The 24,833-nt window shown below is 30.1% G+C and carries 21 protein-coding genes; all 21 read right to left on the bottom strand.

The annotated features are described in order from the left end of the window. Positions 1 to 17 precede the first annotated feature (17 nt). The 21 genes from OCU47_RS04910 to OCU47_RS04810 all read right to left on the bottom strand — a co-directional run bounded on the left by OCU47_RS04910 (position 18) and on the right by OCU47_RS04810 (position 24,581). A complete protein-coding gene (locus OCU47_RS04910) occupies positions 18 to 581 on the bottom strand; it encodes a PadR family transcriptional regulator (RefSeq protein ID WP_261827476.1) in 564 nt (187 codons plus the stop codon). Positions 582 to 820: 239 nt separating this feature from the next. Then, a complete protein-coding gene (locus OCU47_RS04905; RefSeq protein ID WP_261827475.1) occupies positions 821 to 1,549 on the bottom strand; it encodes a class I SAM-dependent methyltransferase in 729 nt (242 codons plus the stop codon). Positions 1,550 to 1,829: 280 nt separating this feature from the next. Next, the gene (locus OCU47_RS04900; protein WP_261827474.1) at positions 1,830 to 2,696 is read right to left on the bottom strand and encodes a cysteine ABC transporter substrate-binding protein; all 867 of its coding nucleotides are present in this window, start codon (positions 2,694 to 2,696) and stop codon (positions 1,830 to 1,832) included. Positions 2,697 to 2,717: 21 nt separating this feature from the next. Further along, the gene (locus OCU47_RS04895; RefSeq protein WP_261827473.1) at positions 2,718 to 3,467 is read right to left on the bottom strand and encodes an amino acid ABC transporter ATP-binding protein; all 750 of its coding nucleotides are present in this window, start codon (positions 3,465 to 3,467) and stop codon (positions 2,718 to 2,720) included. An 11-nt stretch (positions 3,468 to 3,478) separates the two neighbouring features. After that, the gene (locus tag OCU47_RS04890; RefSeq protein ID WP_261827472.1) at positions 3,479 to 4,156 is read right to left on the bottom strand and encodes an amino acid ABC transporter permease; all 678 of its coding nucleotides are present in this window, start codon (positions 4,154 to 4,156) and stop codon (positions 3,479 to 3,481) included. Next, positions 4,137 to 4,802: an amino acid ABC transporter permease gene (locus tag OCU47_RS04885; protein ID WP_261827471.1), complete on the bottom strand. Its 666-nt coding sequence runs from the start codon at positions 4,800 to 4,802 to the stop codon at positions 4,137 to 4,139. Before OCU47_RS04885 ends, OCU47_RS04890 begins: the two co-directional genes overlap by 20 nt. A gap of 164 nt (positions 4,803 to 4,966) precedes the next feature. Next, entirely contained in the window at positions 4,967 to 6,955 is a 1,989-nt protein-coding gene (locus OCU47_RS04880) for a methyl-accepting chemotaxis protein (protein ID WP_376778051.1), read from the bottom strand. A gap of 354 nt (positions 6,956 to 7,309) precedes the next feature. Beyond that, a complete protein-coding gene (locus tag OCU47_RS04875; RefSeq protein WP_261827469.1) occupies positions 7,310 to 8,548 on the bottom strand; it encodes an NAD(P)-dependent oxidoreductase in 1,239 nt (412 codons plus the stop codon). 180 nt (positions 8,549 to 8,728) lie between these two features. Next, a complete protein-coding gene (locus tag OCU47_RS04870; protein WP_261827468.1) occupies positions 8,729 to 9,892 on the bottom strand; it encodes an AI-2E family transporter in 1,164 nt (387 codons plus the stop codon). Positions 9,893 to 10,039: 147 nt separating this feature from the next. After that, positions 10,040 to 11,923 (bottom strand): beta-glucoside-specific PTS transporter subunit IIABC, encoded by a 1,884-nt coding sequence (locus tag OCU47_RS04865; RefSeq protein WP_261827467.1) that lies wholly within the window; start codon positions 11,921 to 11,923, stop codon positions 10,040 to 10,042. Between the two features lie 249 nt (positions 11,924 to 12,172). After that, the gene (locus tag OCU47_RS04860; protein WP_261827466.1) at positions 12,173 to 12,826 is read right to left on the bottom strand and encodes a response regulator; all 654 of its coding nucleotides are present in this window, start codon (positions 12,824 to 12,826) and stop codon (positions 12,173 to 12,175) included. A gap of 4 nt (positions 12,827 to 12,830) precedes the next feature. Then, on the bottom strand, positions 12,831 to 14,039 hold the full coding sequence (locus OCU47_RS04855; RefSeq protein ID WP_261827465.1) for a sensor histidine kinase: 1,209 nt from the start codon (positions 14,037 to 14,039) through the stop codon (positions 12,831 to 12,833). A gap of 149 nt (positions 14,040 to 14,188) precedes the next feature. Continuing rightward, positions 14,189 to 16,363, bottom strand: a complete 2,175-nt coding sequence (locus OCU47_RS04850) for an MMPL family transporter (protein ID WP_261827464.1) — start codon at positions 16,361 to 16,363, stop codon at positions 14,189 to 14,191. A 363-nt stretch (positions 16,364 to 16,726) separates the two neighbouring features. Next, entirely contained in the window at positions 16,727 to 18,058 is a 1,332-nt protein-coding gene (locus OCU47_RS04845) for a methyl-accepting chemotaxis protein (RefSeq protein ID WP_261827463.1), read from the bottom strand. A 172-nt stretch (positions 18,059 to 18,230) separates the two neighbouring features. Beyond that, positions 18,231 to 18,674 (bottom strand): GNAT family N-acetyltransferase, encoded by a 444-nt coding sequence (locus OCU47_RS04840; RefSeq protein ID WP_261827462.1) that lies wholly within the window; start codon positions 18,672 to 18,674, stop codon positions 18,231 to 18,233. A 146-nt stretch (positions 18,675 to 18,820) separates the two neighbouring features. Next, positions 18,821 to 19,513: an L-ribulose-5-phosphate 4-epimerase gene (locus tag OCU47_RS04835; RefSeq protein WP_261827461.1), complete on the bottom strand. Its 693-nt coding sequence runs from the start codon at positions 19,511 to 19,513 to the stop codon at positions 18,821 to 18,823. Between the two features lie 40 nt (positions 19,514 to 19,553). Continuing rightward, positions 19,554 to 21,161, bottom strand: a complete 1,608-nt coding sequence (locus tag OCU47_RS04830) for a xylulokinase (RefSeq protein ID WP_261827460.1) — start codon at positions 21,159 to 21,161, stop codon at positions 19,554 to 19,556. A 135-nt stretch (positions 21,162 to 21,296) separates the two neighbouring features. After that, positions 21,297 to 22,370: a GntR family transcriptional regulator gene (locus OCU47_RS04825; RefSeq protein ID WP_261827459.1), complete on the bottom strand. Its 1,074-nt coding sequence runs from the start codon at positions 22,368 to 22,370 to the stop codon at positions 21,297 to 21,299. A 325-nt stretch (positions 22,371 to 22,695) separates the two neighbouring features. Continuing rightward, a complete protein-coding gene (locus OCU47_RS04820; RefSeq protein WP_261827458.1) occupies positions 22,696 to 23,514 on the bottom strand; it encodes an endo alpha-1,4 polygalactosaminidase in 819 nt (272 codons plus the stop codon). Between the two features lie 96 nt (positions 23,515 to 23,610). Next, a complete protein-coding gene (locus OCU47_RS04815; RefSeq protein WP_261830585.1) occupies positions 23,611 to 23,934 on the bottom strand; it encodes a DMT family transporter in 324 nt (107 codons plus the stop codon). A gap of 62 nt (positions 23,935 to 23,996) precedes the next feature. Continuing rightward, positions 23,997 to 24,581 carry a hypothetical protein gene (locus OCU47_RS04810; RefSeq protein WP_261827457.1) on the bottom strand — a complete coding sequence of 195 codons (585 nt, stop codon included), beginning with the start codon at positions 24,579 to 24,581 and terminating at the stop codon, positions 23,997 to 23,999. Between the last annotated feature and the right edge of the window lie 252 nt (positions 24,582 to 24,833).

The raw sequence follows: 24,833 nt of genomic DNA, 5'->3' as shown, positions 1-24,833 counted from the left end.
ATAATATTTTTTCTTTTCTATTTCACTCCTCTCTTTTTTTCTAATATAGCACTTACTTCCTCACACCAATCATCATAAGCTTTCCATACTTTTTGTCCAAAAGAAAGTACCATTAATATATCCTCATGATTCTCATGTACATCCTTGTATTTTTCTAATTGATCTTGATATTTTTCAAAAAGCTTCATTTGCTGTTGATGAGCTAATTGAAATTCTTTTATATGCCCCAACATAACTTCCGGCGCAATTTCATTTGAAAAATACATTTTAAGTAAAATTTCATATCTGACTACTTCTTTTTCCACTGGTTCTTCTAACCATTGCTTTAACTGAAAGATTCCACTATCTGTTATTTTATACTTTTTACTTCCTTTACTGTTTTCTAATTCGTTTAAAGATTGCTCTTCAATTAATCCTTCTTCATTAAGTTTTTTTAATTGAGGATATATTTGCCCAAAACTTTCACTCCAAAAAAATGAAAATCGTGTATCCACTATCTTTTTTATTTCATAGCCTGATAAAGGCCTTTCACTTAATAATCCAAGAATAAGAAATTTAGTTTTATTACCTGAGTTTTTCATAATTGTGTTCTCCTTATGTAATATTAACATATCTTTTAGATATATCTAAAAGATATGTTAATATTATACCTTATGGATTATCTTGTCAAGTAATCAAAATTAATGCTCCAAAAACAAATAACCTATAAGATAGATTGTTTTTATAAATATCTATCTTATAGGTTACATAGTAATAACATCCGCTTATTTCAAATCATCCAAACCACTTAAACCTCGTTTCAAACTCTCCATAACATTAGCTACTTTCTTCCCAATACCACAAGCTCCGTTGCACTCATAAATCCAACCTCATATAAGCGTTGTCTAAGAGAATTTATTCTATTCTTTATAGATGTGTATTGCTTAGTACCTTTAATTCTTTCAAGCGACTTATCCATAGCATCAAAACAACTATCTAATATCTCCCTTTCCTCATCAGCATTTAATTCAGCTTGTTGCTCTTCAGCTGTACTGTATTCAAATATATCTTCTACTTTAATTCCAACTTGCTTTGCAATATATATTATCTCTTGCTTTTTAAAGGTGCTTCCATGATAATTACCTACTATAGTATCTATCTCTGCACAAAGATGATGAATATATACGTGAGAAAGTTGTTTCTTGGTTTGATTATCACAAAACATTTCATTAATAATAAATAGACCTCCAGGTTTTAAAACTCTGTACATCTCTTTTAATACTTCTTCATAATTAGGCAAATGATGTAAGGTATTAGAAATACAAACTGTATCCATACTTCCATCTTCAAAACTCATCTTAGCAGCATCCATACAAATAAATCTAATATTCTCTTGTCTAAATGATTCTTGAGACATTTTTATAGCTTTTTCATTACTATCAATTCCAATAATTTCAGTATACTCTTTAAATAAATCAGTAAACATAGGAATAAATGATCCCCCACCAGTTCCTACATCTAATATTCTTCCTCCTGATATTTTTGAAAACTTATCTTCTAATATTCCCATAACGACTCCCCTCTCCATAATTATTTAGATGTTTATGTATTTATGCATCTAAAAGTACGTATGTATATATGCTAGCTTATTTTCAAAACCTTTATTAAGATATTACTCCTAATTTATACATTTTACAATTATGGGTTTAAAAGTAATAATCTCTTTACTTATTATTATTTTTACTATAATTAAATTATACTAAGTATAAAAAAAGCGCTGTATTAAACAACGCTTTTTCTTTAAAATATTTTGTTTTAAACTCATATTCTAATTAAATTTCTACATATACTTATTTTACTTTTCCACCTTCAATAACTAGATTTTCTTCAAAATCTTTACCATATACAGGTGTTAATGTGCTCTCATAAGCTTTGTGCACAAAGTTTTCTTTTCCTAAGGTTTCAAATTCTTTGTTTATCCAATCTAAAAGTTCTTTATTCCCTTTAGTAACCGCTGGTGCTATAGTATCTGCACTTCCAAGTGTTGGTACTCCAACGGTAAATCCAGGATTGTCTTTAGCCCAAGCTATAACTTCTGTATTATCACTTACTATTGCATCACCACGTCCATCTTTTAAAGCTTGGAATATCTCTGAATATTGTTCATACTTAACTAACTGTATATCTGGATAATTCTTTGTAAGGAAGGTTTCTGCAGTAGTTCCTTTAGCTACAATAACCTTTTTACCTTTTAATTGATCTATAGAAGTTATCTTTGCATTGTTTGGTGATACAATTCCTAAAGATACCTTCATGTATGGATTAGCAAAATCCACCTTTTGCTTTCTTTCATCTGTAACTGTAAAGTTAGCCATTATTATGTCAACTTTTTTAGATTCTAGATAAGCTACTCTGCTTGCTGCATCTACTAGAACAAATTCTGCCTTTGATTCATCACCTAAAAGATCCTTTGCAAATCTTTTTGCTACATATACGTCAAATCCTTGATTTTTGCCATTTGAATCAACATATCCAAATGGAGCCTTATCGCTAAATACACCAATCTTTATTGTTCCACGTTTTTTAATGTCTGCTATGGTTGCTGCTGAGCTTCCCTTAGAAGAATCATTACTATTTGTTTTACTGCAACCTACCATTGTTCCTACTACCATTGTAGTTAGAGCTAACGCTGCTATAATTTTTTTAATCTTTTTCATACGTAATAACCCCCAATTAAATTAATATTGAAATATATTTAGAAAGTGCTTTGCACGTTCAGTCTTTGGATTTTTAAAGAATTCCTCTGGTTCAGACATCTCACATATCTTACCTTCATCCATAAATACTATTCTATCTGCAACAGCCTCTGCAAAGCCCATTTCATGAGTTACTATAACCATTGTCATACCTTGCTTTGCTAAAGATAACATAACATCTAGTACCTCTCTTACCATTTCAGGATCAAGTGAAGCTGTTACTTCATCAAAAAGTATTATCTCAGGATTCATACATAGAGCCCTCACTATTGCTATTCTTTGCTTTTGACCTCCTGATAATTGACGTGGATAATAATCCTTTCTATCTAGCAAACCAACTCTTTCTAAGAGTTGTTCTGCTTGTTTCAAAACTTCTGCCTTATCTCTTTTTTGAACTTTTAAAGGCCCAAGTAGTATGTTTTCTATCACTGTCATATGTGGAAACAACTCGTAATTTTGAAATACCATTCCGATTTTTTCACGAATTTCTTTCCAATCAGTATTCTTATCTGTAAGACTTTTATTATTAAACTTAATATCTCCACCTTGAATTTTTTCAAGTCCATTCAAACATCTAAGAAAAGTACTTTTACCACAACCAGATGGTCCTAGTATAACTAGTACTTCTCCTTTATGAAGACCTAAGCTTACACCCTTTAATATTTTTTTATTATCAAATTCCTTATGAATATCCTGCACCTCAAGTAAAACAGGATTATTAGTTTTATCCATAATCATCACTCCTAGTCGCTCCACTTAGATTCTAATCTCTTTGATATTTTTGATAGTGGATAGCATATTATAAAATACAACATAAATATAACTGCATATACTCCAAAAGATGCTGTAGGATACGCAAACCTTGAAGTTTCGATAATTTGTTGTCCAACCTTGACAACATCTATTACACCTATAAGCACCACTAAAGAAGTTGTTTTTATCATTCTAGTTACTAAATTTATAGTACCAGGCAACATCCTTCTAACTGCTTGAGGTATTAATACATATCTATATAACTCATATTTTCCTAATCCTAAAGCTTTTCCGGACTCTATTTGGTGTTTAGGAAGAGATTGTAATGCTCCTCTTACGATGTCACCCATTTCGGCTGCCCCCCAAAGGCTAAACACAATTATAGATACTGCTTCGCCACTAAGGTCAACTCCTAATGCAGTTGTAACACCAAAATAAAATATAAATAACCAAACTAAAGTTGGTATTATTCTAAATAATTCCAGATAAATTCTGTTAATAAAAAGCACTATCTTTGATCTGCTTGTCCTACTAAGCCCAATTAGAATTCCTAGTATAGAACCAATAATAATTGAAATAAATGCTATTTCTATTGTTGTTAATAATCCTTCAAATAAACGTTCAATATTTCTTCCTTGAAAGATTGCCTCAATTCCCAAACTCTGCATATCGCACCTTCCTTTCTAGAAAAGTCAATAAAATTGATAATGGTAAAATCAAGATTACATATACAGCTACTAACATTGCCAAAGATTCATAGGTTTTATAGTACATTCCAATTAAATCTTTAGTTAAATTCATCACATCTAATATGGATATAGCCCCTAGTATTGAAGTTTCCTTCAATAAGAATATACAGTTTGCTCCTAAAGATGGTATTGAAACCGAAAATGCCTGTGGAAGTATAACGTATCTTGCTAGCTGATATCTTGAAAGTCCAATACTCAGCCCAGATTCTATTTGAGATTTGCCTACAGATTCTATACCACTTCTAAACGCCTCAGCCATATAACTTCCGCCTAAAAATGATAAGCCTATAATTGCACAGGTAGCTTCACTCATCTTCAAGCCCAACTTTGGCAAGCCAAAATATAAGAAAAATATTTGTACTAATAGCGGAGTATTTCTTGAAAGCTCTATATAGGCTCGTACAATAATATCAAGTACCTTTACTTTAAAATACAATACCACACTACATAATAATCCAATAATTATGGAAAGAAATATTCCTCCTATAGCTAGTTTCAAAGTAAGCCATGCAGCCTTTTCATATAATGGAAAATTATCAACTATAAACTTCCAATCGAAATTCATTTTTATCACCTACTTTATGTATATCTCTTGCACATTGAATTAATTATATACGAGCATTCCGATATTGTCAATCAGATTACTCGGATTTAATTTTAATTATTCTATTAGCTCACTAATAAATTTAAAAGAGCCTTATCATTTCTGATAAGACTCTGGTTTATAATCTAATTGGTCTTAAATTTCATCAACTCTGATTTTAGCTTTTCAGCTAGCTCCTCAAGATTATCCGCATGCCTTGTAAATTCGTGCATAGTAGATGATATCTCTTCTGTTGAAGCTGTAACTTCCTCTGATGCAGCTGCTGTTTCTTCTGATATTGCAGAAATATTTTGAATTTCCGCCAATGTACTTTGCTTTGAACTATTCATATCACCTATAGACAATTTCACTTCATTAACCTTGTTAATCATTATTTGTATTGACTTAAGTATTTGTTTGAATATTTCTTCAGTTTCACCTACAGCTTTATATTGTTCTTCTACTACATTTTCAGTAGACACAATAGCATCTACTGCTATATTAGATTTTTTCTGTATAACTTCAACTATAGCTTTTATTTCCTCTGTAGAAACTCTAGATTGTTCTGCAAGTTTTCTTATTTCATCTGCTACTACTGCAAACCCCTTGCCTGCTTCACCTGCACGCGCTGCTTCTATACTTGCATTTAAAGCTAATAAGTTTGTCTGCTCCGTTATGTCAGATATAGTTTCAGAAATTATATTTATTTGTTTTGTACTATTATTCATATCCTTAACTATATCATTTACTTCTGCTGTAGCATTTTTGTTTTTACTTGATTTATCAATTAATATTTCTATCATAGATAGGCCCTTAGCACTTAAATCTTTAGTATTTAGTGATAACTTATCCATTTCATTTGAACTTACACTTATTTTATCTAATTTGTCAGACAACTCATTCATTTCCAAAGCACCTTTTTGGGCATTATCAGCTTGGCTTGTTGAGCCTTGTGAAACTTCTTGTATTGCTCTTGCTACATCTCCTATTGACGAAGTCACTTCTTCAGACATAATTGCTAGATTAGATGAGGTATCCAATAATACATTAGAGGAATCAGTAACATTATTCATAAGTCCACTGATATTCTTCATCATAAAATTGAAAGATTCTCCCAAATCTTTAAATTCATCTTTAGTGGTTGAAACTATTGATACTGTTAGATCTCCTTTTGAAGCTTTTGCAAATACATCTTTTAAATTATTAATGTTTTTTGAAATACCTTTACTTAAAAATAATGACATTACTGCTGCAATTGCTCCCATAACTAATATGATTAGCAATACTGTATATAATATTGAATTTGTATCATTAGTTAATTCTTGATAATTCATTGTAGTCATTAACTTCCAACCAGTAAGTTCATTAGTCTGATACACACCAAACTTTTTAGTTCCATTATATTCATATTCTATGAATCCACTATTATTTGTACTTATTTTATCCCAAGTTGATGCTTTTGTACCTATAAAATTAGTTTGTGGATGTGCTATAACATTTCCATCAGTCCCAACAATATATATATATCCAGTACTTCCTATTTTTTTAGAAGCTATATTTTGTACAAGTGTATCCAATGAAACATTTAAAGCCGTAACTCCAATTAATGCTCCATCCTTTTCTACTGTTTTTGCTATAGATACAACACTTTTCCCAGTTTTAGCATCTTTAAAAGGTGCTGTAATAACGACTTGCCCTTTATGCTCTAAAGCTAATTTATACCAAGGTCTCACTTTAGCATTAAATCCATCTGGCATTACTTGCTCTGGATATATTTGAAACTTTCCTGATTCAGTGCCATAATATGAGCTAAATATATCCTTATCGCTTTCCTTCGTACCTTTTAATAGTTGAGGAATATTATTAATGTTATCATTTTGATTTGGATTAATAAAATTATTATTAGCAGCCATAACTGAAACCATATTGGAATACCCTCTAAAATAATTTTCTAACCCATTATTTGCTTCTGAAATAGTTTGTTCACTTGTTAATGTTAACTTATTCATAAGTATATTTTTGGATTGAAACCATGAACCATACCCTGATATGCACAATGGTATTATACAAATTGCTAACAAACTAACAATTAATTTAATTCTAATAGTATTTATTTTTACTTTTCTCATTTTTATTTTAAGCCTCCTTAAAATTTTCGCAATATTTTTATTATTCATTCTTTTATTATCGCGATATTTTAAGAAAGCTTGAGCTTTTTTAACACTTTTCGACATTCTATTCTTGAGCATAATTATTTTCTTCTATAATATATAAGTTATATTATTCTATTATCACAAACTCCAATTATATTCAATACTCTAATATAGTCCAGTTTCACATAATGCTTCGATTATATGTTCTCTATTTTTGTATAAAAAATTTTTATACAAACTCGTTTTGTTCAAATAATATCTACTAATAAATCAGCAATATATAAATATCTATTTAAACATATAAAAAATCTCATCATTTTCTGATGAGACTCTATATTAACCTCTATTTATATGATATTCAATAGTTTCAGCAACTATCTTAGCTACTTTTACAGCTTGCACAACTGTTTTAGCCCCTGTTACAACATCCCCACAAGCAAATACCCCATCTTTAGTGGTTCTCCCACATTCATCTGTAACTATTAAGCCTTCTTTATTAACATCAATTCCTTTTGAAGTAGAAATTATATTATTTCTAGGCTTTTGCCCAACTGCTAAAATTACAGAATCAGCTTTAAAAAATTCTTCTGAACCTTCTATCAGTTCTACTATTTCTTTTCCTTTTTCATCTATACTAGCTTGTCTAGTATGAATAAATTCAACTCCATTTTCTTTTATTTCTACAGGTACTTGATAAAAATTAAATCTTACCCCTTCAAGCTTTGCAAACTCAATTTCATTTTTATCTGCCTGCATGCTAGTTTCACCTTTTCTATACATTATATAAACTTTCCTTGAACCATTCCTTAATGCAGTTCTTGCAACATCCATAGCAACATTACCTGCTCCTACTATACAGACCTTTTCTCCTAAATTATATACTTCTGGACTTTTTAGATAGTCAATAGCATAGTGAACATGACCAAAGGTTTCCCCCTTTATGCCTAATCCTTTTGGATTCCAAACTCCTGTGCCTATAAACACCGCTTTATATCCATCCCTAAATAAATCATCTATTGTAATAGCTGAACCAATTAGGGTATTAGGTCTTATGTTAACCCCCATACTAATAAGTTTTTCTCTTAACTTATCTAAAATAGCCTTAGGTAATCTGAATTCAGGAATTCCATATCTCATAACTCCACCGATTTTATCATGTGCTTCAAAAATTGTTATGTCATACCCCTTTGACGCTAAAATAATCGCAATAGTAATTCCAGCTGGACCAGAACCTATAATGCCAACCTTTTTATCCTTATTCTTTTTTACCTCCGCAGAAACAAAGTTTAAATAGTAATCTGATATATAATGTTCTACCATGCTTACTTTAATGGAATCTCCCTTTCTTCCTCGTATACAGTTACCCTCACATTGATTTGAATGAGGACATACCAAAGAACATACCACTGAAAGAGGATTATTATTAAAAAGTATTTCTCCAGCCTTAATAATGTTTCCTTCTAAAAACAACTTCACAACCTCATTAAAGGGTGTATTAACAGGACATGCTTTCTTGCAAAATGGATTTTTACATTGCAAGCATCTCTTAGCTTCCGAAATAATAATATCTGACATAAGTTTACTCCTAAATCTCTTATTATATTTTATAAGATGTACTCATTATTTATTCCAAAAAGCATTTAGCGGAGAAATCTACATTTATCAAAACTAATTTAAATTAATAAATAAAATCAATAAAAAAATCACTTAGAAATATGTGATAAACATACTTGTAAGCGAAGAATAAATATTAGACTAATCTATTTTTAATTCTTTTTTAGCCAATCTTTCGTACACTTCTTTTCTGAATAATACATAGGCAACGGAAAATAAAGGTATAAACATAATCATTCCTGCTATTCCAAACATTTTACCACCAATTGTGATTGCAACCAATACCCAAATAGATGGAAGTCCAATAGAATTTCCTACAACTTTAGGATAAATAAGGTTGTCCTCTATTTGTTTAAGTATTAGGAAAACAATTATAAATAAGCCAGCCTTCATTGGATTCACCATAACTATTAGAAATACAGCAATTACACATCCAATAAGAGAACCTAAAACTGGAATAATTGCTGCAAAAGCAATTAAAATACTAATAACCAAAGCATATGGAAAATTAAATATAAGCATTGTTATAAAAAACATAACTCCTAATATCATTGACTCGATACATTGTCCTGTAATAAAATTTGAAAATGTCTGACCTGTAAGTGAAATAACATTCAAAATTGAATCTGCTCTCTCAACTGAAAGAAATGCATATAATATTTTTTTAAACTGTGCCCCAAGTTTTTTCTTCTGTGACAATATATAAATTGAAAATATAAATCCTAATATGAACTCTACAACAGCACTCGCAAAGGAAGTTGCTATTCCTAATGTAGTAGTTATCATAGAACTTGCTCCACTAAAAATGGTTGACTTCAAATTATCAAAAATACTATCCCAATTCACCCAAATCTTATTAATCATATCAATTACCTTATTAGATAACCAAGTATTAGAGTCTATCCACTTCTTAAAAGCTACTGTAGAATCATCAAAAGTTTTAGGCAATATCATAAGAGTATCTATAATATTAGGAATGATAATATATGAAACTAACCCTAAAAGTCCTATTATAATAAAGCAAGAAAGCACTATGCTTATAGCTGTACTACCTTTGCGAATTATTGCACCTATTCTCTTTCCTTTAACCTTAGATAATTTATTTGATAAAATTGTAACTGGAATATTAAGAACAAATGCAATACATCCTCCTAAAATAAACGGAAATAGCATGTTATACACTGATTTTAATACTCCCATTACGCTGTTCCAATAATTAAACCCTATATAAAGAAAAATAGCCAAAATAATTAGCAGTGCTATTTTTGCCGTGAGTTTCTTTTCTAGTTCTTCCACTTCATCCATTCCTCCTTTAGATAATGTATCTTGATTATTATCGTATAATTCACACTCATATATAGTAATACTTCAAATATATTTCTATAAAAATATCTCCAAACAACTTCATCCTGAATATTTTTCTAAACCTTATAATTTTTGCCCCTACAAACACTATTTCTTTTTGATACACAAAATACTGTCATTATACTTAACTGTTTCTTGCTCTACTCCATTTATCTCAGCATAATTATCTGAATTGGTAATAACTATAGGAGTTGTCACTTCAAATCCTTCCCTTACAATATTATCAATATCAAATTCAACTAATACATCACCCTTATTTACTACTTGCCCTTGAGTAACCCTAGTATTAAAATACTTTCCATCTAAACTAACTGTATTAAATCCTATATGCATTAATATTTCAGCACCTTCCTTTGAAGTTACAACAACCGCGTGTCCTGTAGGAAACACAACTGAAACTACCCCGTCAATAGGACTAACTAACTTCCCATCATATGGAGTTATAGCTATTCCCTTTCCCAATACCCCCTCTGCAAAAACTTTATCTGAAACCTGAGATAATTGCTTAATTTCACCTTTCAACGGACTATATATAATTTCTATATTATTGTCTTTACTTAAATTAGAGTAATCTTTAATGGGTTTATATTTTTTGTCCAAATTCTCTATTCCAGTTACACTACTTTTTTCTACTGTATCTTTAAAAGTTATAAAAGTTAACACAACTGATAAAATATAAGACACAGCAACAGCAACCAATAAAACTTTAAACCCCTTGCCAAAATATACAGGTAAGGTCAAAAATCCTGGAATAACATATCCCATTGCTGCACTTCCAGAGTAACCTGCAATTGCACCACCTACAGCACTACCTATAGATCCACAAATAAATGGAGTTTTATGCTTTAAAGTCACTCCATATATAGTTGGTTCAGTTATACCTAATAATCCAGTTGGTATTGTAGACAATGCAGTTTTTCTTATATTCTTGTTTTTAGTTTTTAATATAACTCCTAATACTGCGCCAGCTTGTCCAACTCCTCCACATAGTGCAAGAGCCATAAAAGTATCTGTACCTTTTATGGATAGATTGTTTATAACTATCGGCATAGCCCCCCAATGAATACCTCTAACAACTAATGCTTGCCAAAACCCACCTACTATACCCCCAAAAACTATTGGGCTTAAGTTGTATATATACTCATAAATGTCTCCAATTGAATTAGTTATAAAAGTTGATACAGGTCCTACAATTATAAATGTTATCGGAGCCATTATCCCTAGACACGCAAATGGCAAAAAGAAAAACTTTAGATTATCATTTATTGCTTTATTTAAGAACTTTTCTAATCTTGATAAAATCAACACGGATATTATTATAGGAAGAAAAGTATATGCATAATTAATTGCTTTATTGTTTATTGATAAAAAAGTAAAATTGCCGCCTTTAACCAAATACTCAATAACATTAGGATACAGTAATATAGCTCCTAAGGTTACAGCTATAAATTCATTTGTTTTAAACTTCTTAGCTGATGAAAGAGCTATTAATATAGGCATAAAATAAAGTGCTCCATCCTCAATTGCATGAAACAAATAATAAATTTCACTTGAGGTTGAAATATAATTTAAATGAACTAATATTACTAGTAAAGCTTTAAGCAAACTTAAGCTAGCTAATATTGCTAAAACAGGTGAAAGTATAGATGATATTATATCAAGAATCTTACTTCCTATACTGCTCTTTTCTTTAATTTCTTCTTTTGTTTTTTTGTTATCATCTAAAGATTTGCACAACTTAACTATTTCCTTATAAACATCACCAACAGTATTCCCTATTACCACCTGAAACTGTCCACCGCTTTCAACTACACTTAATACACCCTCAAGGCTTTCTATATTGCTTCTATCTGCTTTATCATTATCTATCAATTTAAATCTTAGTCTAGTGACACAGTGGGTTAATGAATCAACATTATTTTCTGTTCCAACATACTTTAATATTTCTGTTGCTAATTCTCGGTTGTTCATTTCTCTCGCTCCTTTCTCCTGATTAAATATAGACATATAAAAAATAATAGACTATAAATTAGTCTATTATTTTTTCACCATAGTTTAAAATCCTTCTTTAACCAATTATGTGCCAACCCAGAATATATTTCAACCCTTTATACATCAAAATTTATTATAGTTAATAAATTTGCAAACATAAATTAGGATTTTCCCTAGCTAATGTATAAGCAGGTTGATATATTCTTATTTGCTCTAAATAATTATCTACTATCTCTCAATATGTATTATCCCCTTTTCTATAGCTACCGCAACTGCTCCTGATCTAGATTCAACGTTAAGCTTGCTATATATATTAGTTAAATGAGCTTTAACTGTTCTTTCAGATATTCCCATATCAAAGGCTATTTCTTTACTTGTGCAGCCTCTTGCAATAGCTTGCAAAACAAATAATTCTCTTTCTGTAATAGGAATATTCATTGAAGTATTATCTTGCTTTTGTTCTTTTTTTGAAATGAAAAGACTCTGACTAATTTCTGGTTGGAGAAGGATTTCTCCTCTTATGGCAGATTCAACTGTCCTAATAAGATTTTCACGATTAGTATCTTTTAGGAGATATCCCTTAGCGCCTAATGAAAGACCCTCCTTAATTAAATCATCATCATTAAAAGTCGTTAAGATAATTATTGGTGCCAAATTATTTCTTTTGTTCAATTCTTTTATTACTTCTATTCCACTCATTTTAGGCATACTTAAATCCATTAATATTAAGTCTGGTTTTAACTGGTCTGCTAATAGCAATGCTTTTTCTCCATTTTCCGCTTCGCCTACAACTTCATAATTTTCTTCTGTTTCAAAAATAAGCTTTAATCCTTCTCTAACTACCAAATGATCATCTACTATTAATATTCTTTTCCTATTCATCTTCCTAATTTATTTCCTCTCCAATTGGTATTCTAATTTTAATATTAGTACCTATTCTTTTTTTACTTTCAATTTCAATTTCACCATTTATTGCTTTTACTCGTTCAGTCATTCCAAGTATGCCGTAATGTCCAAATAATTTATCAAGAAGCTTAATTTCAAATCCAATACCATCATCACTAATATTAATATCTAACACATTTCTATTTTCTACTATTTTAACTGCCACATTCTTTGCCCTTGCATGCTTTGCAATATTATTTAAAGCTTCTCTCAAAATATATAAAACATGTTTAATAATCTTTGGGGAAATTTGTGATTCTACTGTAATATTCGTTATAATAAAAGTATGAGAAACAGCCTTAAAGGTAGCTATCTCTTTTTCTATTGCCTTTGAAAAATCTATATCTGTACTTTCTTGAAATCTCAAATCATGTATAACAAGCCTAGAATCCGATAAAGTATTTCTTGCATGCTGCATAGCTCTTTGAACAATTTCTTGAGCTCGTTTTACATTGTTATTATTTAAATTCGCATCTACTGCATCTAATTGCATAATTACACCTACAAGCCCTTGAGAAAGGGTATCATGCAAATCTCTTGCCATCCTCTGCCTTTCATTAATTAAAGTCAGTTCTTCAACCTTCTCATAAGCAAGTTCTAATTCCTTTAAAACCTTCTGACTTTTTACACGTAATTTTACTTGTTTAATGTAAATTACTGAAAAGGCACGCACAGCTATAGTAATTAAAACAAGTATTGGTATGTATCTAACTAATTCCCGTGTTCCATCATATATAATAATAGTAACACAAAAAATACTGTAATAAAAAATTGATGTAACTATAACTTTTATAGCATTATAATAAATTATAGTGCTTTGAAAAATTAAAACAGGAATTAATCCAAGAAATATAGTTTCATATCCACTAGGCATTATAACTGCACAATCAAAAACTATTATTCCTTGTATTATGAAATATAGTAAATACTTATTTTTAAATATAACATTTGAAAATAAGTATAACAATAAATGTATAATCATCACTAACGTAAAAACTATAATTGAATGCAAAGATAATTTACTCTTATATTGCATAAATATTGTAGCTGCATAAACTAGTAAAATTCCTACTACTATTGGAGATTTAGATAATTTAATCGACTCTAAATCCTCAATAAGTATTAATCTAAGCTTATTTATCAAAATCATCACCTGCCTCATTCTAAAATTATGTCATACTTAATTTTCAGTGTCAAAATATCATAGAAATCAAAATATTTACAAAGACTGTAGCATTAAGTAACTATAATACTACAGCCTTTTTGTTAAAAGATATTTTGCATAACACTCTAATTTACTTATGCAATCTTCTCTTCTTCTCTTATAGCCTCACCTTCAATATCAAATTTAGGAAGAATTTTATCTAACCATTTTGGCATATACCAAGCTGATTTTCCTAATAGTGTCATAACCGCTGGTACTAATGTCATTCTTACAATAAATGCATCAAATAATACACCAAATGCAAGTGGAATTCCCATAGATTTAATATTTATATCATTTTGCATAGCAAAACTTGCAAAAACAATAGTCATTATTAATCCTGCTGCCGCGACTACAACTCCACTATTTTTTACTCCATAAAGAACAGATTCCTGCGCCTTACCTGTTTTAGAAAAATGTTCTCTCATTCCACTTACTAAAAATACCTCATAATCCATTGCTAAACCAAATAATATTCCTATAGCTATTACAGGGATGAAACATAATATTGGACCTGCTTTAGCTATACCTAATAGGTCAGCAAAATTTCCTTGTTGTAAAGTTAAAACATCAAATCCTAGTGTTGCAACTAAAGTCATTACAAATCCAAGAACAGCCTTAATAGGTACAAGTATAGATCTGAATACTAAAATCATCAAAATCAAAGCAAGTACCACAATAACTCCAGCAAACTTTGGAATAGCTTGACTAAGTTTATCAGACGTATCTATATTAACTGCCGTTCTTCCAGTTACCATTAAATTAATATTATATTTGCTTTCAGTAACTTTACTCTTATCACGAATATTTTTAACTAATTCCTTAGTTGCCATATCATTTGGTCCAGTTTTAGGTGTTACTGATACCATAGCTATTGTTTTATTTTTAGTTGGAACTACTGGTGTAATGCTAGCTATGTTCGGTAAATCACTAATTTCTTTAGTTGCTTCTTGCATAGCCTTTAAGGTATTGCCTCCTGAATTAGAAGCCTGCATAACAACCACAAGAGAACCATTAATTCCTTCTCCAAACCCCTCTGACATAATATCATAGCCTTTTCGTTCTGTACTTGTTTTTTGCATCATTCCATTATCAGGAAGTCCCAGTTCCATGTCCTTAGCTGAGTACCCAACTGCACAAGTTAGTACTAAAACAAGAACAATTGTAATAATTGGGTACTTGGTTACTATTCTTCCCCATAAATTTGATTTTTGATTTTTTTCATTGCAAACAAACCTTGTAGAAGTCTTCTTCTTTTTCTTTGGACGTATATGATGTCCTGCAAGACTTATACCTGCTGGAACTGCTGTAAGCGAAACCATTACTACAACAAGTACCATCACTGCAGCAACCTTTCCCATAACCCCTAAAAATGGTACACCACATAATGATAGTCCACATAGTGCAATAATAACAGTTACACCTGCAAATAAAACTGCACTACCTGCTGTACCTAGTGCCAAAGCAGTAGATTCTTGTAAGTCTTTACCTTCACTAAGATTTTGGCGGTATCTAGAAATTATAAATAATGCATAATCAATTCCTACAGCCAAACCAACCATGGATGCCAAAGATATTGACATTGCAGACATATCTACAACACTTGTTGCAGCCATAATACCAAGTAATCCAGTAATTAATCCAATAATAGCAGTTACTATTGGTAATCCCGCTGCCATAAGCGATCCAAGCGTAAAGATAAGAACAAAAAATGCTGCTACAATACTTATTATCTCAGAACTTCCACCAACTTCAGTCTTTGATAAGGTAACACTTCCTCCTAATTCAATTTGAATCCCTGCATCTCTGGTTATTTTTATACTCTCTAATACTTTGTCCTTAGATTCTTGTGTAACTTTATCAGATTCGCTATTATATGTAATATCTGCATAAGCAATTTTGCCATCTTTGCTAATAGTTTTTCTTACATATGGACTTGCTACAGATTTAACATTATTATCTTCTTTCTGCACCTGTTCTATTGTTTTATTTATTGCATCTTTTACTGATGAATCTTGTACTGTTTTTCCATCATCGACTTTAAAAATAAGTCTTATACTGCCGTAATCTTTAGTTGAGCCAGTTGCATTTTTTAGTATTTCACCTGCCTGCCCAGATTCTGTGCCAGGAATACTCATACTCCCCCTAAACTCCATACCATTCATCGCTATCAAACCACCTGCAACCGCTATGATCATTAGCCAAAATAAAATGATTCTTTTAGGTTTCTTATAAGCCCATGCACCCAGTTTATACAATAACTTTGCCATAAATTTTCTCCTCCAATATATTTTTTATCAATCTTATGAATGATTACATGTTTATTTTATGGCAACTCAATAATTACAACAATTGTACCTTTGGGCAAAATGCTATGTACTTCCATGCAATACTACAACACTCCGATTACTAAATTCATTAAAATTTATATTAAACTCTTATAAAAAACTAGAGAAGTGTTCTATTATAGAATTCACTTCCCTATTTTTAAATATCCATTTATATAATTTAAATTATATGTGCTCTAAATAATATTCTACATCATAAATATGTTTTGCACTTTTTGGAACATATGGCAAATTCATTGCATTTACAAAAAAATATAATCCTTAAAATTCTCAATACTAAAAACCTTATAAAGTAAACTTATTAATAGACTTCTCCAGTTTTTCTGATAAATTAACCTGATTCTCCATAGAATTATTCACTTCATCCATAACAGAATTTATTTCTGTTATGCTTGCATTTATTTCAGCAGTAGAATCAGAAGATTTTTCTGACATCATTACAACCTCTTCCATAACTTCGCTTATTTTTACAACTGACATATTCACTAATTTAGCTGATGAAGTTACTTCATTACATATATCATTAATAAATTTTGCATCATCTTTATATTGATCTCCTGTCTGGAGTAACAATTCATAATCTGATTTAACATTAGTATTAATATATTCTAGAATATCTTGAGAGCTTATTGATAGATTATCAAAAACTTCTCTTACTTGTGAAACTAAATTTTCAACATTTGAAATAGCTTCTGAAGATTGCTCTGCTAGTATTTTTACTTCTTCAGCTACAACAGCAAATCCTTTACCCTGTTCACCAGCTCTAGCAGCTTCAATAGATGCATTTAATGCTAGTAAGTTTGTCTGATCAGATATACCTTTTATAGTATCTGACATTACTTTAATTTCCTCTACTATTTTCCCTGCTTCAATTGCTTTAAGTATTTTATCCTGCTTTTCGCTATAAGTTATATCTGCCTTTTCAAGGGAATAAGAAACCTTTTCCTTCATTTGCATAGCTCTTGTTTTCATTTCATCTGATGAATCTAGCGCATTTTTTACTTTAGATAACAGATAATCTGTAGTTTCTGATATTTCTTCAATTTCTGAATTGGCTTTTTCAGTAGTATGTATTAGACTTAATGCATCATCATTAAGTTTAGTTGAAGTTAAATTTATAGTATTTATACTTGAAGAAGAATTTTGAGTTGATGCTAATAACTCATTTCCAGTAGTATTAATTGTTTGAGAAATCTCCATTATATCTGATACTAGAATTTTAATATTTGAACTAGCTTTATCTAAGGATCTTCCTAATCTGCTGATTTCATCATTACCTTTGAAGTTAAGTTCTTCTGACAAGTCACCGTTTCCTAATCTTTCTGTGAACTTTAGTGCTTTCTTTAATCTTTTTAAAACAAGTCTATCATAAACAAAAACTATAATAATAACTGATGCTATTATACTTAAGCCTGAAGAGATACGTATGCCCAAAGAATTACTAAAGAAACCAGAATCTAATCCTCTATTTACTAAAGCTTGTCTACTTTGCTCTACTCCAAACTGAATAGCTTGTCCTATGTAAGAACTAAAATATTGAACTATTACTACCGCAATAATTAATTTAAATTTAATAGAATTCACAGTAAGATTTAAAAACTTTTCTTTTTTGTTCATCAAAATTCCTCCTAAAATACGATAATTTATCACATCATATCATAAACTGACAAACATGGCAATTACACTTTTGGGCAAAAAAATGGGATGAATTTTAAACATCCCATTTTGAACTAAAACAAACCCTGAAGATTACTTGTCCCTTATTAAATTTAAACATTCAGTTAATAAATTATTTTCCCATTACTATCAAATCTCCAAGTTCCTCAAAACCATTCTTCTTATAAAATTCAAAAGATGGATAACCCTTTTCTGTATTTAGCATCATTCCATTTAGCCCTTGACTATTAATATCTTTTTCAATTTCATTAATAAACTTACTTCCAATACCTTTGCCTTGACAACTATAATTTATACAAAATTCATCTATATAGTATTCTAAGCCATTTATCCAAGGTTTTTTAATGCCAACACTTAGCCCTTCTATTTTTCCATTAATACTAACCACATATCCTAAAAAATAATTATTGGCGAAATGATTAACAAAAAATTGCCTTACCTGATCTCTTGATTCATATACATCATTCCAAGGCTCTCTTGAAAAAGTTGAAATAAACAAATCAACACATTCATCTATCATGTTTTCTTCCATTCTCGTTACTATCATATTATCCATTTTTCTATTACTCCTAAAATCACTTTATAACTTATTTAAGTGAGCAACTCTTTAAGCCGAGTTCTGTATTCGGTGCTCAAATAAGACTTTTTAAATTATTAATTTTTCATTCTACTGTTTCAAGCCTATTAATTTAATTATTTAATCTATAGTTTTTGCCCATAATATGCATTTGCACCATGTTTTCTAAGATAATGCTTATCTAGTAAATGCTGTTTAACACGCATTACTTCTGGGTTTAGAGTCATAGTTTTATATGCCATTTCTGCAACTTTATCTAACACAACTGCATTATAAACTGCTGAATCAGCATCTTGTCCCCAAGCAAATGGTCCGTGATTCTTAACTACAATAGCAGGAACTTCTAATGGATTTTTATCTCCTATTGTTTCTACAATAACATTTCCTGTTTCTTTTTCATATTCTCCACTGATTTCATCATCTGTTAAATCTCTTGTGCATGGAATGTCTCCATAGAAATAATCTGCGTGAGTAGTTCCAAATGCAGGTATATCCATGCCAGCTTGTGCAAAGGTTGTTGCCCATTCTGAATGAGTGTGTACAACTCCTCCTATATTAGGATACCTATTATACATAACTAAATGTGTTGGTGTATCAGTAGACGGTTTATATCTCCCCTCTACTACATTTCCATCCAAATCAACTACTACCATATCTTCTGCTTTCATAGTATCATAATCAACACCACTTGGCTTAATAATTACTAATCCTGTTTCTCTATCAATTTCACTAACATTTCCCCAAGTATAAATTACAAGACCTTTTCTTTGAAGTTCCATATTTGCTTCATAAACCTTTACTTTTAATTCCTCTAACATTAATAAATCCTCCAAGTCTTCAGTATATTATTCTAACTCATTATTTAAGGTTATCTATTGCTGATCTTTCAATAGCAAGTCCATTTGTATAACGTTTGATAAATTCATTAAACCCTTCTACATCCTTAGGGTCTGGACCTATCTTTGTCCCAACCTTACCTGCAAATATTTTCTCATTAAGAAAATCTTCTAGAGTCTCATTCTCTGTTTTGTTAATCATATAGGATGCAAGTAACGCAATTCCCCAAGCTCCACCTTCTCCAGCAGTTTCCATAACAGAAACAGGAGCATCTATAGCTGCAGCCATAATCTTTTGTCCCACATCCTTAGTCTTAAATAAACCTCCATGACCTAAAATCTCATCCAGCTTAACGCCTTCTTGTTTAAGAAGAATGTCTAGTCCAGTTTTTAGTGCTCCTAAAGATGTGAATAAATGGACACGCATAAAGTTAGCCAAGTTAAATTTACTTTCTGGTGCACGCACAAATAAAGGACGTCCTTCTTCAAAATTTGTTATATGCTCCCCTGAGAAATAATTATAAGATAACAAACCACCACAGTCTGAATCCCCTTCAAGTGCCTTATTATATAAAGTTGCAAATAATCTGTTTATATCAACTTCTACACCCATTGCCTCTGAAAACTCTTTAAACAAGCCAACCCATGCATTAAGATCTGAAGTACAGTTATTGCAGTGAACCATTCCAACTAAATTTCCTGTAGGTGTTGTAACTAAGTCTATTTCCTCATAAACCTTTGATAATTCCTTTTCAAGTACAACCATTGCAAAAACAGAGGTTCCAGCAGAAACATTACCAGTTCGCTTTGCAACACTATTAGTTGCAACCATTCCTGTCCCTGCATCCCCCTCTGGAGGACAAAGTGGAATACCAGCTTTTAAATTTCCAGTAACATCTAAAAGCTTTGCTCCTTCTTCAGTAAGAACTCCTGCACTTTCACCTGCTAATAAAACCTTAGGTAAAATATCTTCAAGCTTCCATGATAATTTTTTAGAAGCAATCAATTCATTAAACTTCTCTACCATCTGTGCATTATAGTTCTTGGTATCTATATCAATAGGGAACATTCCAGATGCTTCACCAATACCTATAACCTTTTTGCCTGTTAGTTTCCAATGTATGTATCCTTCTAAAGTTGTTTGAAAATCAATATCAGCTACATGTGCCTCTCCATTTAAAATAGCCTGATAAAGATGCGCAATGCTCCATCTTTGAGGAATGTGATAATTAAATAGTTTTGTCAATTCTTCTGATGCCTTTTCAGTAATAGTGTTACGCCATGTACGGAATGGCACCAAAAGATCTCCTTCCTTGTTAAAAACCATATAGCCATGCATCATGGCACTAAAACCTATTGCTCCTATAGTTTCAAGAGTTACTCCATATTTATTTTTAACATCTTCAGCCATGTTCTTATAACTGTCCTGTACACCACTCCAAATATCATCTAAGCCATATGTCCAAATATTATTAACATATTTGTTTTCCCACTCATGACTACCTGACGCTATAGGTAAATTATCTTCTCCAATCAAAACTGCTTTGATTCTAGTTGAACCAAGCTCAATCCCAAGTACTGTTTTACCACTTACAATTGTATTTTTTATATTATTCATTTCTATACTCATAATAACTCCCCCATCTATATTATTTTTTATTATTATCATCTGATATGTACATCCAAGTACATATGACCCTTTATATTAATCAAGTTTTATATGTCCTTAATCAGACTTAAAATACTTATACATCATCTATAAACTCTAAATTCTACTACATGAATCTCTTACAATTAATTCAGCACTATAAATATACTGAGGTTTATCTATTCTGCCTTCAATCATATCAATAATACATCTTGCTGCCTTTATTCCCATTTCTTCTTTTGGATGCTTAATTGTTGTAAGCTTAACATCTGATGAAACTGCTAAACTAGAATCATCAAAGCTTACAATGGATATATCTTTGGGTACCTTTATATTTTCTTTTCTTAAACTATCTATTACCTTCAATGCCACTTTATCATTGTAGCAAACTACTGCAGTTGGCCTATTTTCAATACTTAATATTTTTCTTACAAATTGTTCTACATACATTTCTTCATTATCAGTTATAAATTCACCAATTATGTTATTATCTAAACTTAAACCATATTCTTTAAGGGCTCTTAAATAACCTTTTCTACGATTTTCCCCTTGCAAGTCATCTGCCTTAAATATTGCTGCTATGTTTCTATGTCCAAGCTCTAACAGATAATTTGTAAGCTTGTATCCACCTTGTTCATCATCAACCACAATATAAGCAGAATTTTCTTCATCACAACTAGAATTTATTGCAATGTATTTTATTTTTCTTTCTTCTAACTTTTTAATACTTTCATGATGCAAATTATTAATAGTACTTTGTGCTGGTTCAACTATTAAACCTGCTATATCCTGATTGATTATGTTATCAAAACAAATTCTTTCATTTTCAATATCATTATTGCTGTTAAACAGCAGCAAATTATATCCTCTTCTCCTTAGTTCTTCTTCTATCCCTGATATTATTTTAGGAAAGATATAATCTGAAATATAAGTTGTAAGTACGGCAACATTTTTTCTAGTTACGCTTTGCTTTTTATTTGAGTAGAAACTTCCTTTTCCTCTTTCTTTATATATCCATCCATCTTGCACCAAATAATTGAGTGCCTGCCTGACTGTATGCCTACTGACATTAAATTTACTAGCAATTTCATTTTCAGAAGGTAATTGTTCCCCTGTCAAAACTTTAGCCTTTTTAATAAGATTTATATAATAATTTTCAATCATCTCATGCTTTGTTTTAGATTCTTTCACTTTTCATCAACTCCTTTCATCAAATATGATAAACCACACAACTTTTAAAACCTTTACACAAATGTGTGCAAAAATTAAAAATTTGTACGTACCTAACAACTTACCTTTATATACTACAATATTACACTAATAAGCATATAAATTCAAAACATGTACGTACAATTTATTTATATACTAACTACTTTACAAATTCATCCCTTAACAGTAGACACAATATACCTAAGAAAATAGTCATTAAGTTTTTTATTATATCAATAGTTTTTTAATTAGAACTTGTATGCACAAGAATGTTTATAAAAAAACTGCCTTTAAATAGGCAGTTTTTTTAATTCCATATATTATAGTTTGTATTTCTGTAGAGATACTTCCAATGATTTTTTATTGCAGTGGATTTATTTTGAGTTGAATTCTTCGCATATTGCACAAAGCAGTTTACTCCATAGCTTTGTTTGGCATTTTTTAATTGATTTAATGTTCTTTTTGAATTAGAATCGTTGCTAGCGTAATCATAATCCTCATAAAGTATTCCTTTTACATATTTCTGCGAACCTAAAGAAAGAATATTAAATCCTCTATTTTGTATTATATTAAGATTAGGGTATTTAACTTTTGCATTTGCTACAAACTGTACTGCTGCACGTTCTAGTGAAGCTACATTAGAATTTGTTTTTACAAGATCTAAACTTTCATAATCATCTAATGTATCAAAAAACACCCCATCAAATCCTCTATTCATCAAGTTTTTAATCTGCGAAAGTAATATATTTTGATAACTCGTATTTCTTATATCCCCAACAATATTACCATAGTTTTTCACTATCTTTCCGTAAACTTTCAGATAATCATTTTGAGGAATATTAACACTCTTATCCCAACTAGGTATTTCTGCTATTGAAATATATGCATATAATTTGGTATTATTCTTTTTCAACTCCATTATGTTTGATTGAGAAATCCCTTTAGGTTCAACAACCATTAATTGATACTTTTTCATATTTTGCAGTACCGTCTTATTAACATATCCATAATAAATATTATATGAAGAAACTTTATCTAATGGATTTATTGTTGCTGCCGATACTGATAAAGAAAAATTTCCTATTAGAATACAAATTAATAATAATTTAAATGCTATTTTACTCATTTTTATCCTTAGTAAGACTGTATATTATAATTACAAAACTCTCACTAAATCTATCCACCTTCCATTTTCAACTTTCACTTTGCTACAAAATTTCTATCAATGAGTTGCTCCACTCAAATTCAATCCAATAACACCCAATACAATAAGAAGTATAGATACTACTTTTAAAAAACTTATATTTTCTTTAAAAAACAATACTCCAATTGTTGATATTATAACTATTCCAGCTGCAGACCATATAGCATATGCAACACTTATATCTATCTTTTTTAAAGCCATAGATAAACAAGTAAAACATATTATATATCCCAAGCCTGTCCCTATAGTCGGTAATATCTTAGAAAAACCATTAGATACTTTCATTAAAGTTGTTGCTGTAATTTCAAATCCAATCGCAAGAAACAAATAAATCCACTGCATATAAAAACTAATCACTCTCCCCCAAAAATATTATTACTTAACTTAGAATACTTCTTATGCTGCTAAGCATTTTTACTTTTCATATATTTCCACATAGTAAATCCAAATAGAGATCCACCCACTAATGTGAATACTAATAGATTAATTATTGTGTTAGTTATAAAACTTCTTATTGAATTTATATTGGAATTAAGTAGTACCATTAATATAGAATATATGATAGCTGTGGGAATTCCAAACCTAATGATTCCACATTTTAAAACAAACTCTCTCATTCCCATATCTTTAATTCTACTATAATTTGAAACTTTATTATCATTGTAAATCTCTTCATCATCTAATAAATAATCTAAATATACAAATTTATAAGGTAAAAACAAATATACTAAAGCAAAAACCTGCTTTATTCCAGTTGCTTCACTTCCACATTTTAGATTTATATCTTGTCCTTCAGTTAAATTCATATTCAATTTTTTGCTTTTACACCAATCTATTTTTATATAAATTTCATGATTACCTTCAGAAACTTCAATTATCTTTTTTTCGCCATCGTTAATTACATCTACTTTTTCATTATCAATATAAATATCATATTCTCTCATGCTATTAACATACTGAGAAGTTCTTGAAACTACTATTTTAGGCATACACGCAACCTCCACATAGATAAAATATTGCAATTTACTATAAGATATATACATTATACTCTGCTAGTTTTTTTCCTTCAACCATTAAAAGATTAAATCATGTTATTCCAATTTTACAATCAATAAATACAAAAAATCTAATTTATTAGCATTTGATTCAAATCATATTTTAATTAATTAAATGATTATAAAATAAAACCATAGCAAAACAACAACTTAGTAAATTAATTAAACTATTAAATAAAATAATTT

The organism is Clostridium sp. TW13, from assembly GCF_024345225.1.
Lineage (GTDB): Bacteria > Bacillota > Clostridia > Clostridiales > Clostridiaceae > Inconstantimicrobium > Inconstantimicrobium mannanitabidum.
Note: the sequence above shows the minus strand (reverse complement) of the source record. Positions and strands in the feature narration are given on the sequence as shown.

Coding starts and splice junctions, on each gene's coding strand:
- OCU47_RS04910 (WP_261827476.1), bottom strand. CDS start 581: ATGAAAAACTCAGGTAATAAAACTAAATTTCTTATTCTTGGATTATTA.
- OCU47_RS04905 (WP_261827475.1), bottom strand. CDS start 1,549: ATGGGAATATTAGAAGATAAGTTTTCAAAAATATCAGGAGGAAGAATA.
- OCU47_RS04900 (WP_261827474.1), bottom strand. CDS start 2,696: ATGAAAAAGATTAAAAAAATTATAGCAGCGTTAGCTCTAACTACAATG.
- OCU47_RS04895 (WP_261827473.1), bottom strand. CDS start 3,467: ATGGATAAAACTAATAATCCTGTTTTACTTGAGGTGCAGGATATTCAT.
- OCU47_RS04890 (WP_261827472.1), bottom strand. CDS start 4,156: ATGCAGAGTTTGGGAATTGAGGCAATCTTTCAAGGAAGAAATATTGAA.
- OCU47_RS04885 (WP_261827471.1), bottom strand. CDS start 4,802: ATGAATTTCGATTGGAAGTTTATAGTTGATAATTTTCCATTATATGAA.
- OCU47_RS04875 (WP_261827469.1), bottom strand. CDS start 8,548: ATGTCAGATATTATTATTTCGGAAGCTAAGAGATGCTTGCAATGTAAA.
- OCU47_RS04870 (WP_261827468.1), bottom strand. CDS start 9,892: ATGGATGAAGTGGAAGAACTAGAAAAGAAACTCACGGCAAAAATAGCA.
- OCU47_RS04865 (WP_261827467.1), bottom strand. CDS start 11,923: ATGAACAACCGAGAATTAGCAACAGAAATATTAAAGTATGTTGGAACA.
- OCU47_RS04860 (WP_261827466.1), bottom strand. CDS start 12,826: ATGAATAGGAAAAGAATATTAATAGTAGATGATCATTTGGTAGTTAGA.
- OCU47_RS04855 (WP_261827465.1), bottom strand. CDS start 14,039: ATGATTTTGATAAATAAGCTTAGATTAATACTTATTGAGGATTTAGAG.
- OCU47_RS04850 (WP_261827464.1), bottom strand. CDS start 16,363: ATGGCAAAGTTATTGTATAAACTGGGTGCATGGGCTTATAAGAAACCT.
- OCU47_RS04845 (WP_261827463.1), bottom strand. CDS start 18,058: ATGAACAAAAAAGAAAAGTTTTTAAATCTTACTGTGAATTCTATTAAA.
- OCU47_RS04840 (WP_261827462.1), bottom strand. CDS start 18,674: ATGGATAATATGATAGTAACGAGAATGGAAGAAAACATGATAGATGAA.
- OCU47_RS04835 (WP_261827461.1), bottom strand. CDS start 19,513: ATGTTAGAGGAATTAAAAGTAAAGGTTTATGAAGCAAATATGGAACTT.
- OCU47_RS04830 (WP_261827460.1), bottom strand. CDS start 21,161: ATGAGTATAGAAATGAATAATATAAAAAATACAATTGTAAGTGGTAAA.
- OCU47_RS04820 (WP_261827458.1), bottom strand. CDS start 23,514: ATGAGTAAAATAGCATTTAAATTATTATTAATTTGTATTCTAATAGGA.
- OCU47_RS04815 (WP_261830585.1), bottom strand. CDS start 23,934: ATGCAGTGGATTTATTTGTTTCTTGCGATTGGATTTGAAATTACAGCA.
- OCU47_RS04810 (WP_261827457.1), bottom strand. CDS start 24,581: ATGCCTAAAATAGTAGTTTCAAGAACTTCTCAGTATGTTAATAGCATG.